Origin of the sequence: Halorubrum amylolyticum, assembly GCF_004114995.1 — an archaeon.
Taxonomy (GTDB): domain Archaea; phylum Halobacteriota; class Halobacteria; order Halobacteriales; family Haloferacaceae; genus Halorubrum; species Halorubrum amylolyticum.
This window is the reverse complement of record NZ_SDJP01000003.1, coordinates 148,590-166,009: the sequence shown is the minus strand read 5'-3', so window position 1 is coordinate 166,009 and position 17,420 is coordinate 148,590. Positions and strand designations below refer to the sequence as shown.

Annotated in this window: 20 protein-coding genes and 1 pseudogene; 14 read left to right on the top strand and 7 right to left on the bottom strand. The window is 67.9% G+C overall.

Annotation, left to right across the window (positions count from 1 at the left end; all coding sequences use genetic code 11):
- Positions 1-96 precede the first annotated feature (96 nt).
- The 6 genes from ESO89_RS04765 (at position 97) to ESO89_RS04740 (ending at position 3,959) form a co-directional block, all read left to right on the top strand.
- Positions 97-360 (top strand): universal stress protein, encoded by a 264-nt coding sequence (locus ESO89_RS04765; protein WP_394345372.1) that lies wholly within the window; start codon positions 97-99, stop codon positions 358-360.
- A gap of 51 nt (positions 361-411) precedes the next feature.
- Positions 412-846 (top strand): DUF5788 family protein, encoded by a 435-nt coding sequence (locus ESO89_RS04760; protein ID WP_128904531.1) that lies wholly within the window; start codon positions 412-414, stop codon positions 844-846.
- Positions 847-934: 88 nt separating this feature from the next.
- Positions 935-1,270 carry an Asp-tRNA(Asn)/Glu-tRNA(Gln) amidotransferase subunit GatC gene (gene gatC, locus ESO89_RS04755; protein WP_128904530.1) on the top strand — a complete coding sequence of 112 codons (336 nt, stop codon included), beginning with the start codon at positions 935-937 and terminating at the stop codon, positions 1,268-1,270.
- Positions 1,270-2,571 carry an Asp-tRNA(Asn)/Glu-tRNA(Gln) amidotransferase subunit GatA gene (gatA, locus tag ESO89_RS04750; protein WP_128904529.1) on the top strand — a complete coding sequence of 434 codons (1,302 nt, stop codon included), beginning with the start codon at positions 1,270-1,272 and terminating at the stop codon, positions 2,569-2,571. The genes gatC and gatA overlap by 1 nt, the downstream gene beginning before the upstream one ends.
- Positions 2,572-2,661: 90 nt before the next feature.
- Entirely contained in the window at positions 2,662-3,402 is a 741-nt protein-coding gene (locus ESO89_RS04745) for a hypothetical protein (protein WP_128904528.1), read from the top strand.
- 50 nt (positions 3,403-3,452) lie between these two features.
- Positions 3,453-3,959 carry a DUF5797 family protein gene (locus ESO89_RS04740; protein WP_128904527.1) on the top strand — a complete coding sequence of 169 codons (507 nt, stop codon included), beginning with the start codon at positions 3,453-3,455 and terminating at the stop codon, positions 3,957-3,959.
- A gap of 56 nt (positions 3,960-4,015) precedes the next feature.
- On the opposite strand, the gene ESO89_RS04735 is transcribed toward ESO89_RS04740, so the two are convergent.
- Positions 4,016-4,714 carry an endonuclease III domain-containing protein gene (locus tag ESO89_RS04735; protein ID WP_128904526.1) on the bottom strand — a complete coding sequence of 233 codons (699 nt, stop codon included), beginning with the start codon at positions 4,712-4,714 and terminating at the stop codon, positions 4,016-4,018.
- Positions 4,715-4,863: 149 nt separating this feature from the next.
- Between ESO89_RS04735 and ESO89_RS04730 the strand changes: the two genes are divergently transcribed.
- On the top strand, positions 4,864-5,172 hold the full coding sequence (locus ESO89_RS04730) for a transcription initiation factor IIB family protein (protein WP_128904525.1): 309 nt from the start codon (positions 4,864-4,866) through the stop codon (positions 5,170-5,172).
- Between the two features lie 47 nt (positions 5,173-5,219).
- Here ESO89_RS04730 and ESO89_RS18870 read toward each other — a convergent pair.
- A pseudogene (locus tag ESO89_RS18870) lies at positions 5,220-5,566 on the bottom strand (IS6 family transposase); the annotation flags it as partial.
- A 51-nt stretch (positions 5,567-5,617) separates the two neighbouring features.
- On the opposite strand from ESO89_RS18870, the gene ESO89_RS04720 reads away from it, so the two are divergent.
- The 6 genes from ESO89_RS04720 (at position 5,618) to ESO89_RS04695 (ending at position 11,154) form a co-directional block, all read left to right on the top strand.
- The gene (locus tag ESO89_RS04720; protein ID WP_128904524.1) at positions 5,618-6,196 is read left to right on the top strand and encodes a DUF655 domain-containing protein; all 579 of its coding nucleotides are present in this window, start codon (positions 5,618-5,620) and stop codon (positions 6,194-6,196) included.
- A 75-nt stretch (positions 6,197-6,271) separates the two neighbouring features.
- Entirely contained in the window at positions 6,272-7,189 is a 918-nt protein-coding gene (locus ESO89_RS04715) for a 16S ribosomal RNA methyltransferase A (RefSeq protein WP_128904523.1), read from the top strand.
- Positions 7,190-7,195: 6 nt separating this feature from the next.
- Entirely contained in the window at positions 7,196-8,392 is a 1,197-nt protein-coding gene (locus tag ESO89_RS04710) for a mechanosensitive ion channel family protein (RefSeq protein WP_128904522.1), read from the top strand.
- Entirely contained in the window at positions 8,389-8,979 is a 591-nt protein-coding gene (locus ESO89_RS04705; RefSeq protein WP_128904521.1) for a HemK2/MTQ2 family protein methyltransferase, read from the top strand. The genes ESO89_RS04710 and ESO89_RS04705 overlap by 4 nt, the downstream gene beginning before the upstream one ends.
- A 100-nt stretch (positions 8,980-9,079) precedes the next feature.
- Positions 9,080-10,081, top strand: a complete 1,002-nt coding sequence (locus ESO89_RS04700) for a 5-methyltetrahydropteroyltriglutamate--homocysteine methyltransferase (RefSeq protein ID WP_128904520.1) — start codon at positions 9,080-9,082, stop codon at positions 10,079-10,081.
- Positions 10,081-11,154 carry a methionine synthase gene (locus tag ESO89_RS04695; RefSeq protein WP_128904519.1) on the top strand — a complete coding sequence of 358 codons (1,074 nt, stop codon included), beginning with the start codon at positions 10,081-10,083 and terminating at the stop codon, positions 11,152-11,154. The genes ESO89_RS04700 and ESO89_RS04695 overlap by 1 nt, the downstream gene beginning before the upstream one ends.
- Positions 11,155-11,287: 133 nt before the next feature.
- Here ESO89_RS04695 and ESO89_RS04690 read toward each other — a convergent pair whose 3' ends face one another.
- Together ESO89_RS04690 and ESO89_RS04685 are read right to left on the bottom strand one after the other, a co-directional pair.
- A complete protein-coding gene (locus tag ESO89_RS04690) occupies positions 11,288-12,025 on the bottom strand; it encodes a hypothetical protein (RefSeq protein WP_128904518.1) in 738 nt (245 codons plus the stop codon).
- Between the two features lies 1 nt (position 12,026).
- Positions 12,027-12,959 carry a hypothetical protein gene (locus ESO89_RS04685; protein ID WP_128904517.1) on the bottom strand — a complete coding sequence of 311 codons (933 nt, stop codon included), beginning with the start codon at positions 12,957-12,959 and terminating at the stop codon, positions 12,027-12,029.
- Between the two features lie 209 nt (positions 12,960-13,168).
- On the opposite strand from ESO89_RS04685, the gene ESO89_RS04680 reads away from it, so the two are divergent.
- Positions 13,169-13,918, top strand: coding sequence for a sugar phosphate isomerase/epimerase family protein (locus ESO89_RS04680; RefSeq protein ID WP_128904516.1), 750 nt, complete (start codon positions 13,169-13,171; stop codon positions 13,916-13,918).
- 31 nt (positions 13,919-13,949) lie between these two features.
- On the opposite strand, the gene ESO89_RS04675 is transcribed toward ESO89_RS04680, so the two are convergent.
- The 3 genes from ESO89_RS04675 to ESO89_RS04665 all read right to left on the bottom strand — a co-directional run bounded on the left by ESO89_RS04675 (position 13,950) and on the right by ESO89_RS04665 (position 17,306).
- The gene (locus ESO89_RS04675; RefSeq protein WP_128904515.1) at positions 13,950-14,840 is read right to left on the bottom strand and encodes a DUF7547 family protein; all 891 of its coding nucleotides are present in this window, start codon (positions 14,838-14,840) and stop codon (positions 13,950-13,952) included.
- A 69-nt stretch (positions 14,841-14,909) separates the two neighbouring features.
- Positions 14,910-16,133: a GNAT family N-acetyltransferase gene (locus tag ESO89_RS04670; RefSeq protein WP_128904514.1), complete on the bottom strand. Its 1,224-nt coding sequence runs from the start codon at positions 16,131-16,133 to the stop codon at positions 14,910-14,912.
- A gap of 72 nt (positions 16,134-16,205) precedes the next feature.
- Positions 16,206-17,306 (bottom strand): NADH:flavin oxidoreductase/NADH oxidase, encoded by a 1,101-nt coding sequence (locus ESO89_RS04665; RefSeq protein WP_128904513.1) that lies wholly within the window; start codon positions 17,304-17,306, stop codon positions 16,206-16,208.
- Positions 17,307-17,420 lie beyond the last annotated feature (114 nt).

The following is a 17,420-nucleotide window of genomic DNA, read 5'->3' as shown; positions in this document are numbered from 1 at the left end:
CCGCGTGCGGCGGTCTCCTCACCGATCCGGTGGTGCGTTTTTGTCACGGCCGGTCGAACGTCCACGTTGGTGGGACGATGTACGACAAGATACTGCATCCGACGGACGGGAGCGACGGGTCGAAGGCCGCGGCGGAACACGGCACGGTCGGTGAGTACGACGACGGCCGTCGCGTCGGGCAACCCGCACGCGGTCATCCTCGAATACGCCGACGCGAACGACGCCGACCTCGTGGTGCTGGGGACCCACGGCGGACCGGTGTCGGGGCGCTACCTCCTCGGCAGCGTCACGGAGAAGGTGGTCCGGTTGGCAGACCCGCCCGTAGTGACGGTCCGCACCGACGGGTCGACGAGCGAGTGACCGCGGGACGCCACCGCAGCCCATTTTCGCGCCGGCTCCGAAGGGACCCCCATGGACGAGTCCGAGCGGGAGGCGGTACTCGATCGGGTCACCAGTCGGAGCGCGACGGTCGGCGCGTCGGTCCCGGACACGGTGACCATCGACGGGGCCGCGGTCGACCTCTCCGAGTTCATCGTGGAGACGCGGGCGATCGAGACGGTCCCGCCCGAGGTTGACCGGAAGGTATCGTCGGTGAAAGCGACCCTCCGCGCGGAGCGCGAACGTCGGATTGACCGGCTTCGGGGGGACCCTCGGGACGCGGACGACGGCTCCGACGCCCCGATCGACCGCGGGACGGCCGAGGCGCTCGCCGACGAGATCGTCGGGATCGACCGGGCGATGAACGCCTTGGAGACGATCCGGCACCCAGATTTCGCCGACGAACACCGTGCCGCGACGCTCGAGGGGCACGAGCGCTGGCTCTCCTTCGTCGACGCCGTGCAGTGAGGGATAGGGCGGTCGACAGCGGCGTCCGTCGCGGCCGACCGATGCGACGTTCCGAAACCCTTACTCCCGGCCCGGGACACCTCATCGTATGAGCGATACGTCCGAGTCGGCGGACGACGCGGGGGAGGCGCCCGACGGGGGCGACGACGCCGCGGCCGCCGTCGACGCCGAGGAAGTCCGACACGTCGCGGATCTGGCCCGCGTGCGGCTCGACGACGACGAGGTCGCGGCGTTCGCCGACCAATTCGGCGACATTCTCGACTACTTCGAGGCGCTGGACGAGGTGCCCGAGACGGAGCGCGAAGCGGAGCTCGTCAACGTGATGCGCCCCGACGAGGTCGAAGCGGGGCTCACGCAGAAGGAGGCGCTGTCGAACGCCGAGGAGACTCAAGACGGCTTCTTCGTGGGGCCGAAGGTGTCGTGATGGCGGCCGACCACAACGCCTTCATCACGGAGGAGACGATCGAGGGCGACGACGACGGCCCCCTCGCGGAGACGACGGTCGCCGTCAAGGACAACATCTCCACCGAGGGAATCCGGACGACCTGCGGCTCCGAGATGCTCGCCGACTACGTCCCGCCCTACTCCGCGACGGTCGTCGATCGGCTGACCGACGCGGGCGCGACGGTGGTCGGCAAGACGAACATGGACGAGTTCGGGATGGGGACGACCACGGAGACCTCCGCGTTCGGTCCCACGAAGAACCCGGCCGACCCGGAGCGCGTCCCCGGCGGCTCCTCCGGCGGGTCGGCGGCGGCCGTCGCTGCGGGCGACGCCGACGTGGCGCTCGGCTCGGACACGGGCGGGTCGGTGCGCTGCCCGGCCGCGTTCTGCGGCGTCGTCGGTATCAAGCCCACCTACGGGCTCGTCTCGCGGTACGGGCTCGTCGCGTACGCGAACTCCCTCGAACAGATCGGACCGATCGCGGGCACCGTCGAGGAGGCGGCCGCCGCGCTCGACGTGATCGCGGGTCCGGACCCGCACGACGGGACCACCCGCGACTTGAGTGAGGTCGAGGGCGCCGACCCGGACGCGAGCTACGCCGCGGCCGCCGACGGCGACGTCGACGGGCTCACGGTGGGCGTCCCAACCGAGCTGTTCGAGGGCGCCGACGAGCGCGTCGTCGAGACGGTCGAGGCCGCGATCGCGGGCCTGGAGGCGCAAGGGGCCGAGACGACCGAGATATCGCTGCCCTCGGTCGAACACGCTGTGCAGGCGTACTACGTCATCGCGATGGCGGAGGCGTCCTCGAACCTCGCGCGATTCGACGGCGTGCGGTACGGGAACCGCGCCGAGTCGGACGGGAACTGGAACGAGTCGTTCGCGGAGACGCGCGAGGAGGGGTTCGGCGCGGAGGTCAAACGCCGGATTCTGCTGGGCACGTACGCGCTCTCGGCGGGGTACCACGACAAGTACTACAAGAAGGCCCAGGACGCTCGCGCGTGGGTCCGGCAGGACTTCGAGGACGCGTTCGCGGACGTGGACGTGATCGCGTCGCCGACGATGCCGGTGCTCCCCTTCGAACTCGGCGAGAGCCTCGACGACCCCCTCCGGATGTACCTCGCGGACGCGAACACGACGCCGGTGAACCTCGCGAACCTCCCCGCGATCTCGGTGCCCGCGGGCGAGGCGGACGACCTCCCGGTCGGGCTCCAGTTGGTCGGTCCGAAGTTCGACGAGGAGACGGTCATCCGCGCCGCGAGCGCGGTCGAAGACGCCAGCTGACGGTCGCCGTCGCCGGTTTTTAATCCGCGTGAAACCGCGTTGAGCGTCTCGACCGGTTATGTGGTTCCCGCCCCTTCCCCCGGGTGCACCATGACCGAAACCGAACCGACGGCGACGGACGCGTTCGATCGCGAGACCGTTCGCTCCGCCAGCCGAATCGCTATCGCCGCGCTCGCGCTGGTGGGCGTGCTGTACCTCGTTACGCTGCTTCCGGGCGTCGGCCGGCTGATCCCGCTGACGCCGATCACCTTCGCCGCGGTCGCCAGCGCCGTGGTGACGGTCGCGGTCGTCGCCCTCCTCGTGTACGCCGCGCCGAGGGTCGCCGCGCTGACGCGCGCGGCCCTCCACCGGACCGACGCCGCGGACCACGTCGAGCGCATCGCCGAGAACGGCGGCGCGATGGCCTACTGGCTCGTCGTCCTCGCGGCCGTGCTGGTCGCGCACCGCGGATTCGCCGGTGCGATCGTTCCCCTGATCGACGGGTTCGCGTGGGCGTACGACGCCGCGTTCCTGATCGCGTCGTTCGTTCCGCTCGCCTTCGTCGTGGCCCGGTTGACCGTGACCGTCGATCCGCTCTCGGAGCTCGTCGCCGACCGCGTTTCGGGGGGCGAATCGACTGAGGAAGCGGACGGTACGGTCTCAGCTGCGGGCGCGGACGACCCGGACCCGTCGGCGGCGGCCGGCGGTGAGCCCGACGAGTCCGCGGACGAGTCCACCGGGATCGACGCGGCCGATCCGCAGGGCCACTCGATCGAGGAGCGGTGGGGCGTCGACGACGAGTTCGGGGACTCGGCTAGCGGCGGAGCGGACGACGGGTCGACGAACTCCTAGCGCGGAGCGCGATCCGGAACGTCCATACCCGCCCCGGTGAACGACCACGTATGGCGCTGACCGACGAGGAGCGGAGCCGGCTCGCCGACATCGTCCGCCTCCAGCCGACGAAGAACGGCGAGTTGCAGGACGCGTGGGGGCTCGAGGGCGGCAGCGAGGTCCACCAGTATCTCGAAAACCACCTGAAGGAGTACTACTACCGCGACGACGACAGTCTGATCCGGTCGACCGCCGAGGCGAACGACCTCGTCGACGTCGAACCCGGAATCGAGGCCGACGCCGTCGCGAAGGGCGGCGCGCCGGAGACGATCCGCGTTCCCGAACTGGAGGCGCGGGTGTTCGAGGTCGTGGCGGGTCCCGACGAGCGCTCGCAGTCGGTCGTGGCCGTGCTCAACGCGGTCCGCGAGGCGTTCGACCTCGACCCCGACATCGACGAGGTGCGGCGCGCGCTCCGGAGCCTCGAACGCAAGAACGTCGTCGAGGTCGTCTACCGGACCGTACCGACGTTCAGGCTGGCCGTCGAACGCGACGCGATCACCGTCGAAGTGGACGGGTGAGCGCGGTCGCGACCGACTGCGTCGCCGCCCGACCGTCGACGCAGTCGGTCCGAGTCTCAGCAGTACTCGCAGTCGCAGTACGCCTCACACACCGGGTTGTCGCAGTCGGCCCCGCGGGCCGAACAGCGCTCCCGGCCGTGCCGGATCAGGAGGACGTGAAGCGGGTAGATCAGCTCGTCGGGCACCTGCTCGTCTAATACCTCGTGCGCGCGCTCGTTCGACGCCGACGCCGGCACCAGCCCGAACCGCTTGGAGACGCGTTCGACGTGGGTGTCGACCGCCATCGTCGGCTTCCCGAAGTGGAAGTTCAAGACGACGCTGGCGGTCTTCGGACCGACGCCCTTGATCTCCGTGAGCCAGTCTTTCGCGGCGTCGGCCGGCAATGCGTCGAGAAACGCCAGCGAGTACGCGCCGCCCGTCTCCTCTCGGATCGCGGCCAGCGCGCGCTGTATCCGGGCGGCCTTCTGGTCGGCCAGCCCCGCCACGCGGATCGTCTCTTTCAGCTCCTCGTGGTCCGCGGCCTCGATCGCCGCGAAGTCGTCGTACCGGTCGAAGAGCGCCTCCGCCGCCCGGCTCGTGTTCTCGTCGGCGACGTTCTGCGAGAGGATCGTCGTCACGAGCTGTCGGACGCCCTCGCCGGGCTCGGCGGTCGGGTCGGCGCCGTGCTCGGCGACGCGGTCCACCGGCTCGTACAGCGACACCAGTTCGTCGTGGAGGTCGCGAACCTCCGTTTCGGTCCACGCGTGCGTCGACATACCGGTCCTACGGGCGGCGCGGACTTGAGGGCGACGACCGGGGTAAGGGGGTCGCCTCCGCGACCACCGACCGCCTCTGCGATCCGCGACCGATTCCCCGCTGTCCCCCCCCCGCGACCTTTTTATATCGGTGCGCCCAACCGCGGGGCATGTACCGCGCGAGCGATCGCGTCGACAACGCGGCGTGGATCGACCGGCTCGACGACGCGTGCGCGACGCTCGACCTCGACGAGGAGACGCTGTCGACGGCGACGGACCTGTTTCTGTCGCGCGCGCCGGACGACGATCGGGGGAAGCGCGTCGCCGCGGCCGCCAGCCTCTACGCCGCCGCGCTGATCCGCGGGCAGGAGCGGTCGCAGTCCGCCGTCGCCGACGCGATGGACGTCTCCAGGCTTTCCGTCCAGAAGCGCTGGAAGCCGATCTTGGAAGACGCCGGCTTCTCGCCGCCGACGTGGTGAATCGCGCGTGTTTGGCGTCACTACTCCACGTGGACCGTCGTGTTACCTTAAGCATGATTCCACCAGACGGCGTGGGCTTGCAACCACGTTTCCGCGGTCAGCGGATCGGCGTTGCTGAAACAGTTTGAACGTGGTTTCTGTAACCGTGGATCTCGACGCGGTACTCAAGCCCTTCTCGACGGGGCGCGCCCGCGAGATCGGCGGCGTCATCGACGAGAAACACGGCGTCGGAGACATCGTGTTTCCCGCACAACTCGGTGAGAAATTCTCGGCCGATCGGGATCGTATACGTCGGAAAGAGCCGAGCGTGGAGGATTCCGTTGGTTTCGGGATCGACGGCAGCGTACAGCCAGTACGCTTCGTCGTTGATCCGGATCGACTTCTGATCGACCGCGCGACGACGGACGCCAGCGGTTTTTTCACCGCCCGGCGCCCTAAAACGCGTATGAGCGATCCCGAAACCGACGCGCCCGCCGCGGACGACGGTCCAGCGGTCGTCCTGCTGGACGTGTTGCCGAACGGACGGCCGGACGACGACCGCCCGCAGTACCGGAAGTCGCCGGTCGCGTACGGGCTCGGGACGGACGCGTTCCGACTGTACGAGCTCGCTCTCGAAGAGGGGACGGACGTCTCCGTGAGCGACCGGATCGCGCTCGACGGTCCCGCGGTCGGTCGGTACCGCGAGGTGTCGTTCGACGATCTCACCCGGAACGCGGCCGCCGAGATCGAGTACGCGGTCGAGGACATCGTCGCGGGCGACGAGGAGCGGTTCGTCGACTTCTACAACGAGGCCGGCCCGATCACCCTGCGGCTCCACCAGCTCAACCTCCTGCCGGGGATCGGCAAACAGCTCCGGAACAAGGTGCTCGACGAGCGGAAGCGCGCCCCCTTCGAGAGCTTCGAGGAGGTCTCGGAGCGCGTCGCCGGCCTCCACCGGCCGCGGGAGGTCCTCGTCGAGCGGATCGTCGAGGAGATCCGCGAGGAGGATCTCAAGTACCGACGGTTCGTCGGTCACGAGGAGTGAGGAGCGACTGATACCGCTTCGTGGACCGACGCCCCGAAACGGGACTTTTACCCGGAGCGGCGGAGTAACCCGGCCATGACCGATTCATCGACGGGCGCTGGCGCGGCGTACGGGGACCGCGACCCCGACGCGCTCGCCCGGCGGGCCGGGGAGCGCGCGAACCCCGACCGCGACCAGCACTTCCTCGTCGACGACCGCGTGCTCGATCGGATTCCCGCATACCTCCCCGACGACGCCGACGCGAGCCGTCTCCTGGAGATCGGCGGAGGCGCGGGCGCGCTCACCGACCGGCTGCTGGCGGTGGTGGCCGACGACGTTTCCGCGGGCTCCGATGCCGACCCCTCCCCCGGCCGCCTCTCCGTGATCGAGCGCGACGGCGCCTTCGCCGACTTCCTCCGCGAGGAGTTCGCGACCGCGATCGACGACGGCCTGCTCGACGTGATCGAGGGCGACGCGCTCGACGTCGACCTCCCCGATTTCACCGCCTGCGTCGCGAACCTCCCGTACGGCGTCTCCTCGGAGATCGCCTTCCGGCTGCTCCCCGAGGGGAAGCCGCTCGTGTTGATGTTCCAGGCCGAGTTCGCCGACCGCATGGTGGCGTCCGCGGGCGAGTCCGAGTACGGTCGGCTCTCGGTGTCCGCTCAGCACTACGCCGCCGTGGAGATCGTCGAGCGCGTCCCGAAGGAGGCGTTCGACCCCCAGCCCGCCGTCGAGAGCGCCGTCGTCCGGTGTACGCCCCGCGACCCGGAGTACGAGGTCGGCGACGAGGCGTTCTTCCTCCGGTTCGTGAAGGCGCTGTTCACCCAGCGCCGCAAGACGGTCCGGAACGCGATCCGGAACACCGGCCACATCTCGGGGTTGGACGCCCCGGAGGCCGTCGTCGACGCCGCCGGCGAGGAGCTGCTCCGCCGTCGACCGGGGGACTTGGACCCGTCGGTGTTCGCGGCGCTGGCCGAGCTGGCGCGCGAGCACGGCTCGCCGACGGAGGTTTGAGGACGAATGACGGGCGCGGGTTCCGGTCTCACGACCGACGTACAAGGAGTAGTCGCCGGCAACGTCGAACGGATCGCGATCTCCGCGCTGATCGTCGGGGTCGTACTCGCCACGCGGTACCTCACTCGGCGCCTGAAACGGCGGGACGACGAACTCTCTTCCACCCGTCGGCTGCTGTTATCGACGAGCGTTGCCGCCGTGACGGCGGCCAGCGCGATCGGACTGATCGGGGTGTGGGACCGGAGCGGGGCGCTCCTCGAGGCCGTCCGGTCGGCCGCGATCGCCGACCAGTTCTCGAACGTCGTGCTCGCGGTGGTGCTCCTCGCGATCGCGTACGCGGTCACGGACTTCCTCGGCGGCGTGATCCGCGAGATTTCCGCCGAGAGCGCGTCGGTCTCCGACCACCAGCAGGAGGTTATCCTCCGGCTCACGCAGCTCTCGGTGTACACGGCCGCGCTGCTCGTGGTCGTCGGCCTCTTCACCGACAACGTCGGCGGGCTCCTCGTCGGGGCCGGGTTCCTCGGGATCGTGGTCGGCATGGCGGCCCGCCAGACGCTCGGGGCGATCCTCGCCGGCTTCGTGCTGATGTTCTCTCGGCCGTTCGACGTGGGCGACTGGGTGGAGATCGGCGACCACGAGGGGACCGTCACGGAGATATCGATCATGAGCACCCGCCTCCGGTCGTTCGACGGTGAAGTGATCACGCTTCCGAACGACACGGTCCGGTCGGGGTCGATAATCGACCGATCGCGGCGGAACCGACTGCGGATAGAGATCGAGGTCGGTGTCGACTACGACACCGACGTCGACCGCGCGGCGGCGGTGATCGAGGAGGCCGTCGCCGAGACCGAGGACGTGGCCGCGATGCCCGAGCCGAACGCCGTGACGAAGCGGTTCGCCGACTCGGCGGTCGTGCTCGGACTGCGCTACTGGATTCGGAACCCGAGCATGCGCAAGCGCTGGCGCACCCAGACCGCCGCGATGAACGCGATCAAGGCGGCGCTCGAAGACGAGGGGATCGTGATCCCCTTCCCGCAGCAGACGCTCTCCGCGCGGAACCCGGACGCCTCCGGCCCGCAGTTGGACGCGTCGGTCGAGGAGCGCGCGGCGACGCGTGGCGGGTCGCGCTCGGGCGGCAGTGAGGCGTCCGAAAGCGAGAATGGAGACGGCGACACCGACAGCTCGGAGGGGCCGGACCGATGACCGAAGACGACGACGCCGGCCTCGCGGAGCGGCGCGGACTCGACGAGGCCGTCGTGTACCAGCCGGCCGAGGACTCCGGGTTGCTCGCGGAGGCGGCCATCGCGGAGGCGCACGGACGGGTGCTGGAGGTCGGGACGGGATCGGGGTGGGTCGCCCAGCAGATCGCCGAGGAGCGCGGGCTCGACGCCGTCGGCAGCGACCTCAATCCGCACGCGGCGCGGCAGGCCCGCGAGCGCGACGTCGAGGGGGTCGTCGCCGACCTCCTCACCCCGTTTCGGGCGGACGCGTTCGACACGGTGTGTTTCAACCCGCCGTACCTTCCGACCGACCCGGACAACGAGTGGGACGACTGGATGGAGCACGCGCTCTCCGGCGGTGAGTCGGGCCGCGAACTCATCGAGCCGTTCCTCGACGACGCGGGACGCGTACTCGCGCCCGGCGGCGTCGTCCTGCTTCTGGTCTCGTCGCTGACGGGGTACGAGGAGGTGATCGACTTAGTCGAGGACGCGGGGTTCGACCACGAGGTCGTCGTCGAGGAGTCGTTCCCGTTCGAGACGCTCACGGTGCTGGCGTTGCGCCGGGAGTGAGGCAGGCACCATCCATCGCCGACGCCGAGTGCCGTTTGATTACTATAGAGCATAAAGCACATTAGCAAATATTATACGACGGCATATCGAACCTACGGTGATGACTGAACGAGTCGCGGCCACGCCGGGGCTGTACCCGCTCCCGGACTGGGCGAAGGAGACGCTCTCCGACCTGAAGGGGCACCAGAAGGGTGACCTCTTAAGCGGCGACGAGAGCGAGGCGATCGTCGAGGAGTACGCCGAGGTACGCGCCGAGTACGTCGACGACCAGTTGGACGCCGGCCTCGACCGCGTCGTCGAAGGGCAGGGGCGCTGGGACGACATGATCGCGCACCCGCTGACGGTCCACGACGGCGTCGAGACCGGCGGGATCGTGCGGTACTACGACAACAACAACTTCTACCGCGACCCGCGGGTCGTCGCCGACCTCGACTTCTCCGGCGACGTGGCGCGCGAGCTGGAGCGGGCGACCGACCTGATCGACGGCGAGGCGCCCCTCGCCGCGACGCTCCCCGGTCCGTACTCGCTCGCGGAACTCGCGACCGACGAGCACTACGGCGACGAGACTGCGTTCCAGGCGGCGATCGCCGAGTTCCTCGCCGGCGAGGTCGAAGCGTTCCCCGCCCACGAGACGCTGTTCCTCCTCGAACCGTCGCTCGTCACGAGCCCGCCCGCGGAAGGCGAGGAGTCGACCGCGACCGACGCGATCGCGACGGTCGCCGACGCGACCGACGCCGACGTGGTCGTCCAGACCTCGTACGGCGCGCTCGACGAGAAGCTGTACGCCCACCTCGTCGACGAGGCGGGCGCGGACGCGCTCGGACTCGATCTGGTCGCCGGCGACCGCGACGACACGGTGTACAACGTTCAGGAGTTCGGCGCCACCGACTCGCTCGCGCTCGGACTCGTCGACGGGCAGAACACGCTCGTCGAGGAGCCGGAGACGGTCGCGGAGCGCGTCGAGTGGTTCGAGTCGAAGGTCCCCGCCGAGGGGTTCGACCGGACCTACCTGACGCCCAACACCGAGCTGTTCTACCTGCCGACCAACAAGTATCGCGCGAAGCTGAACGCGCTCGCCGCCGCCGCGGAGGTGCTCGACTAATGGTCCGAACCCCCGAAGCCAACCGCGAACAGTTCCGCCCGCACGACCACCCGAACGACGCGTTCCTGCTGACGACCGTCGTCGGCTCGTACCCGAAGCCGAAGTGGCTCAACCGGGCCGACGAGCTGGTCGAGGACCCCGACTCGAAGTTCGACGAGTCGGACCTCGAAGAGGCCCACGACGACGCCTGTCGCCTGATCACCCACGAGCACGAGCGTTCCGGGCTCGACACGGTCGTCGACGGCGAGATGCGCCGCAACGAGATGGTGGAGTTCTTCGCCGACCGCATCGACGGCTACGAGTTCAACGGCCCCGTGAAGGTGTGGGGCCACAACTACTTCGACAAGCCGAGCGTGGTCGAGGAGGTCGCGTACGAGGAGCCGTGGCTCGTCGACGAGTTCGAGTTCACCTCCGACGTGTCCGAGCGTCCCGTCAAGGTCCCGATCACGGGGCCGTACACGCTCGGGTTCTGGGCGTTCAACGAGGCGTACCCCTCCACCGAGGAGCTCGTCTACGACCTCGCTGACCTCGTCAACGAGGAGGTCGAGAAGCTGGTCGAGGCGGGCGCGCGCTACATCCAGATCGACGAGCCCGCGCTGGCGACCACGCCGGAGGACCACGCCATCGTCGGCGAGGCCCTCGAACGCATCGTCTCGGGCATCGACGAGGAGGTCCGGATCGGCCTCCACGTCTGTTACGGCGACTACTCGCGGATCTACCCCGAGATCAACGACTACCCGATCGACGAGTTCGACGTGGAGCTGTGTAACGGCGACTTCGAGCAGATCCCGACGTTCACCGACCCCGAGTTCGAGCCCGACCTCGCGCTCGGCGTCGTCGACGCCCACACCGCCGAGGTCGAGCCGGTCGAGGAGATCAAAGAGAACATCCGGCAGGGCCTGCGAGTCGTTCCCCCGGAGAAGCTCACGATCTCGCCCGACTGCGGGCTGAAGCTCCTTCCGCGCGAGATCGCGTACGGCAAGACCGAGAACATGGTCACCGCGGTCCGCGAGGTCGAAGCCGAGATCGACGCCGGCGAAATCGATATCGAGAACCCGCTCGCGGACGACTGAGTCGGCGCTGCTGAGATTTTTTCAGTCCGTTTCCTACTGAGACAGCCGTGAGGATGCGCTTGCGTACTTAGCTCTCTCTACTCATCGAAATTCGCTGGGGGGGAGTGCGTTATGGACTTGATGCTTGAAATGGTCAGGTATCGTCTCCAGATACGTCCGTTGTGACGCTGCCGTCACTGGGGTTGTTCCTGAGTGCTGATGGCGAGTATTCCCTCGAAACAAATACTAATTGGATACTATTGATGGCAGTTGCTCTCAAAACTTCCTCTTTGATCTGGTCATCAGCAAACTCTGCTGGATTCGTTGTCGCTAGCTCCGTTTCTCCCGGCACATTTGCGGCGACATCGTGAGCATCGATCACAATCCAGAAATCTTCCTCGTCTTGAGCCCGGAGTCGAGTCAATTCGTCCTGTACCGATTCGTGCGAACTAATCCTCAGCCAGCCTTGGAACGTCGAGTAGAGCGTCTCCCTTCGCGCCTCGGCTCGCTGTTCTATTCCACGAATCACTTCCCGCAATTCATCAGTGACCTCGTAGACACCTCTTCCGGCTTTATCATCGTAGAAATCCTCTAAATATCTCCATGCCGAATTTTCATCCCGGTCAATTTCTGACTGAATCTTCTCAATATCACTCTCACTTAGCTCCCCTTGGTAATTGACCTTCACCTGTTGGATGTTCCGGAGAACCCCGCTGCGGTGCTCTTCGATAATTGAGTCCTTCGCATTTCGGAAAATATTCTCAACCTGTTCCGTAGCGAAATATTCTGTTTCGCCACTAAACAAGTACCTCCTACATTCTCTGTGATGAGGGTCAGTAAAGAAACAGAACCCGAGGATGACTCCCTTATCGAGGAAGGCGTTATCCGCCATTCTATAGCTTGTCCAGCTCCTCAGAAATAGCCGTATTGTACGAATCAGCGATGCTGTCCAAAGCCGAGGTAGATTGTCTTTCTGAGAGGGCTTTCTTCCGCTTCTGTGTTACCCGGTTCTGGAGATCACTGCGAACTTTTTCCTTTTCTTCACGCCAGTCTTCAAGCGCCTCCGAATCAATATTCGAATGCTCCTCAAAGCGGAGAATGATTCGTGCGGCTCCCTCGATGAAGGTTTCTGTGAAGTCATGGAGTTCCCTCGGGCTTCGACCGATATCGACCAACAGGCGCATCGTGTCGTCCCAATTAAGGTAAAGATCGTGGATTTCCGAGTAACGCTCCTCGTCGAAGTTTGCCAGCATCTCATCTAGGAGTTCTTCGATGCGGGTCTTTTCATCGGGGGCGACGAATTGGCTCAGCCTGCGCTGACCTTCGTCTTGCGAAATCGTGTTTAAGTACCACCGCAAATCAGCATATGCGATAACGAAACCGTCAGGCGCAAAGTTCTGGTACTGGTACTCTTCCAGTTCCTCGGCTGTTTTGTTGCCGTGTTCAGTGACTATGGACTGAACCGCGTTGTAGATGTCGTCTTTGAGGTCTTCCGACAGGTGGTCAAAGTCGGATTCGCTGACTTGGTCGGCCGGATAGTACGCTTGTCCACCGAAGTGATTCGCGTTGGGCCTGTACGTGACTGCTGAATTCAGATGAGCTTCGGAGATGGTACGGCCGTACTTGTACCAATACTTCGGCAGACCGACTTCCCGGTCGTATTCTTGCGCTAACAGCCGATCAGCTAAACAGCAAAGTTTGTGGATACGGGTCCGCCCTGTCTCACGACCGTCCTGTTCGTGACGTTCCGCAGCCACCCGATACAGAAGATACTCCGGCGGCCCTAAATCACCGAGGCCATCATCCGCCGGTGGCGACTCAGACATTTGTCTTACTCGGCCTATAGAATCAGAGTACAAAATAATTGGCGTTGTAACTACTTCCTGAATTCAGAGTAGTCACCAGTAGGAAACTATCACGAATACGACCACCGCTGTACTAGGCGATTGAGATATCGAAAACGATCAACCGGATCGTAACGGAGCCACCAACCCGACGGCACCATTTATACAAACCCGCCGCACCCACCGCCGACATGGACATCGGTCTCACCGTCGGCGACGACCTCGACCGACTCGCGGCGTCGCCCGCGCGGTTCGACTTCTGCGAGCTCGGGGTCGGCGAACCGACGCTCGTGCCCGGCGAGGTCGACCCCGAACGACTCGCGGACGCGCTCGCCGGCCGCGACCTCGTCGTCCATCTCCCGTACAGCCAGCGGCTGGCCAGCTACGTCCCCGAGGTCAACGACGCGATCGTCGACTACCAGCGCCGGCTCCTAGCGGCGGCCGGCGACCTGGGCGCGGAGAAGGCCGTCCTCCACGCCACCTCCGCCGACCGCGACGACATCGAGTTCCGGGAGACGGCCGCCGACCAGCTCCGACGGGTCGCCGACGCCGGCCGCGAGGCGGGCGTCGAGGTCGTCGTCGAGAACGTCGGCCACCAGCACGCGGGGCTCCAGCTCTCCGTCCTCGGCGACCTCGCGCGGGAGACGGACACCCCGATCTGCTTCGACGTGGGGCACGCGTACATGGAGGGCGACAACAAGGCGATACAGCGGTTCCTCCGGAGCCACGGCGACCGGGTCTCCCATCTCCACTGCCACGACGTGCGCCGCCGCGGCGACACCCACCTCCCCGTGGGGGCCGGCGAGGTCGACTACGGACTCGTGGAGTCGGAACTCGGCGGCTTCGACGGAACGGTCGCGTTGGAGGTGTTCACCGACGACGAGACGCTCCTCCTCGACTCGGCCGAGCGAATCGCGGAGCGGCTCGGCGTCGACTTCTGAGCGTCCGGCTGGCGGGCCGTCGGGGAGCGGATCAGGCCGAGTCGCGGTCGTCGTCGTCATCTCCGGCGGCCGGTTCGTCCTCTTCCCCGTCGCCGGCCGAACTGCCGTCCCCGGCCGAGTCCGCGTCGGCGTCAGCCGCCGCGTCTCCGGCGTTCGCCGTCTCATCGCCGGCCGCGGCCGCCGCGTCCGCCTCGTCGTCGCCGAGCTGACGCTTGATCGACTCCAGCTCCGACTCGACGTCGACCTCGGGCGCGGGCTCGTCCGGGTCGTCCGCGTCCCCGTCCTCGTCGCGGTCTTCCTCCGAGCTCGCGTCCGGATCGGTCACGTCGATCCGGACGCCGCGGTCGGCGGGGTCGTCGTCGGTCGCTTCGCTGGTGGTTCGGGTTTCGTCTCGTCTGTCGTCACTTCGACCGTCGAGTCGATCGCGTTGATCGCGTCGCCCGCGCCGGGTCGCGTCGGCCTCGCGGCGCCCCTCGTCTATCCGGGCTTCGATCTCCGCCGTGAGGTCGCGCGCGTCCTCGATTATCGACCGCGAGGCGGCCTCCTCCGGGAGGTCGGCCTCAGAGAGCGCCGTGCGTAGCTCCGAGAGCGACCGCGAGAGCCCGGCGCTCGCGCCGTCTCGCACCTCGCCGAGGCGGTCGGTCGCCGAGCCCGCCTCGTCGAGGCTCCGGCCGGGGTCGGCGAGCCGGAGCGTCCCCTGCACCAGTTCGAGCGACTTGATCGTCGTTTCGAGGAGGGCGATCAGCGTCGGGATGGTGTACTGCTCGGTGAACCGAACGAGCTCGGAGAGCCGTGGCGGTCGCGGGGGACCGCGGCGGTCCCGCTCAGTCTCGCGGAGGTCGGCGCGGAGCTCGCTCAGCACGTCCTCGAGCTCGTCGAGCCGCTCCTCGAAGTCGTCGTCGCGTGGATCGCGGGAACTCATGCCGCGTCGTAGGCGGTCCGCGGATAAAAAGCCCTGCCGGGTCGCGGAAGCGGTTCCGGGCGGAGCGCCTCAGAACCCCTCGCGCAGGTGCGTCGTCCGCGGCGGGAACAGCGCGCGGAGGTCGTCGGCGGTCGCGGAATCGACCGCGAGTCCGCCGCCCCGAACCGCGTCGTCGGCCGACCGGTATCCGACGTACAGCTGCGAGAGCGCGCCGACGTCGACCGCGGCGTCCGCGGTCCCCTCCGTCCCCTCGCCGTCGTCCGCCGGCTCGACCGCTACCGATCCATCGCCGACTTCGACCCCGAACGTCCGGTCGTTCCAGTCGACGAGCGGGTCGTCGACCGCGAGCGAGAACGCGGTTTCGACCGCCGGGTCGGGCGCGAGCGATTCGAGCGCGGCGGCGACGTCGACGAGCCGGACCATCGGGCCGGTTCGGACCTCGCAGTCGACGGCGCGCGGGTCGTCGACGAGGTCGAGCAGGGGCGCGTCCGGCGGGGCGCGGATCTGTACCTCGTCGACCTGCGAGTCGTGGTTGCGGAAGAAGCGCAGCAGCTGGAACCACGCCTCGTCGTCCGCGACGGCGACGTCGGTGACGCGCAGGACCGGGTCGTCCGCCTCCGGATCGTCGTGGAAGCTGTACGCGCAGACGGCCCGGAGCTCGCCGTCGCGCTCCCAGCCGTAGACGAACGGGTCGGTCTTCCATCCCTGAAGCGCGCGCTCGCGCCACCACTCCTCGGTCCAGTTCATCGTCAGGTCGTAGCGGTCCGCCATCGCCGCGAGGACGGGCCGCACCGCCGGGTAGTCGTCCTCGCCGAGCCGGCGGAAGCGCCCGGCGTCGTCGCCGTCGGTCGCGATAAGGTCGTCGACGAACCCCAGTGCGGCCGGCGGCGCGGTCAGGCGGCGGTAGAGGCTCGCGGTCGCCCAGCCGTAGCCGGCGTAGAACGGGTACTCGAAGGGCCACAGCGTCGAGACGAACACGCCGCGCTCGCGGTACTCCGCCAGCGACTCCCGGAGCATGCGGCCGACGTTCCCCTGCCGGCGGTGTTCCGGCGGGGACGCGACCGAGGAGAGCCCAGCGACCTCGCGGTCGGCGCCGCGGATCCGGAGCGAAAGGTAGTGGTGCGCGCAGACCGCGACCGGGTCGTCGCCGTCGAACAGCCCCCGCCTGTCGGCAATGGTGTCGTGATCGCCCGCCGCCTCGGGGTCGGACGGGGCCTCGATCGGGGAGAACGCGTACCGCATGAACGCGCCGAACTCGTCGCCGCGGTCGCCGGGGAACGGTCGGTACTCCATACGCGGTCGGCTCGCGGGAGCCGAATAAATCTTCCCAGAGCGTGCGAGGAGGTGTCGTCCTCGTGACCAGCCTCAGTCGAACCGACCGCGCCGGTACTGCACCGGCCAGTCGGCGTCCGCGCCGAGCTCGTGGGCGGCCTCCAGCGGCCAGTACGGATGTCGGAGCATCTCGCGGCCGAGCGCGACGAGGTCGGCCCGCTCGTTCCGGACGAGGGCGTCGGCGTGAGTCGGTTCCGTGATCTTCCCGACCGCGGCGACCGGCACGTCGGTCCCCTCGCGGATCGCCTCGGCGTACGGCACCTGATACCCCGGCCCCGCGCCCGGAAGCTGCTGATCCGGATGAATTCCGCCACCGGAGACGTCGATCAGGTCGGCGCCGGCCTCGGCGAGCACGGGGGCCAGCCGCACGGAGTCGTCCACGTCCCACGAGTCGCGGTCGGGGAGCCAGTCGGTCGCGGAGATCCGGACGAAGACCGGCTTGTCGTCAGGCCAGACCTCGCGGACGGCCGCGACGACCTCGCGGACGAGGCGGGTCCGGTTCTCGAAGCTCCCGCCGTACTCGTCGTCGCGGTCGTTGGTGACCGGCGAGAGGAACTGGTGGAGCAGGTAGCCGTGGGCCGCGTGGACCTCCGCGACCTCGAAGCCGATCTCGCGCGAGCGCTCCGCGGCGGCCGCGAACGCGTCGATCACCTCGTCGATCCCCTCGCCGTCCAGCCGGCGGGTCGCCGCCGGCTCGTCCTCGGAAGCGTCCGAATCGGGGTACGGCGCGTCGGTCGCCGACACCGTCTCCCAGCCTCGCTCGCGCTCCGCGGGGATCGGGGCGCCGCCCTCGGCCGGCGGGCTGTGCGAGCCCTTCCGCCCGGCGTGGGCGAGCTGGATCCCGGGCGTTGCGCCCTGCGACTCGACAAACTCGACGATCGGCTCGATCGCCTCGGCGTGCTCGTCGGACCAGATCCCCAGACAGCCCGGCGTGATGCGGCCGCGCGACTCGACCGCGGTCGCCTCGGTCATCACGACCCCGGCACCGCCGGCGGCGCGAGAACCGAGATGGACCCGGTGCCAGTCGTTCGCGAACCCGTCGTCCGCGGAGTACTGGCACATCGGCGACAACATGACGCGGTTGCGGAACTCGGTGTCGCGCAGCGTGAACGGAGTGAAAAGCGAATCCGGCATCGTCTCCGATGACGGTCGGCACGGGCTAAGGGGATCCGATCCCCCGCCTAGCTCGCCGCCGCCGAAACGGCCTCGGTCGGTTTCACGACGCTTTAGGCCGACCGAAACCTATAA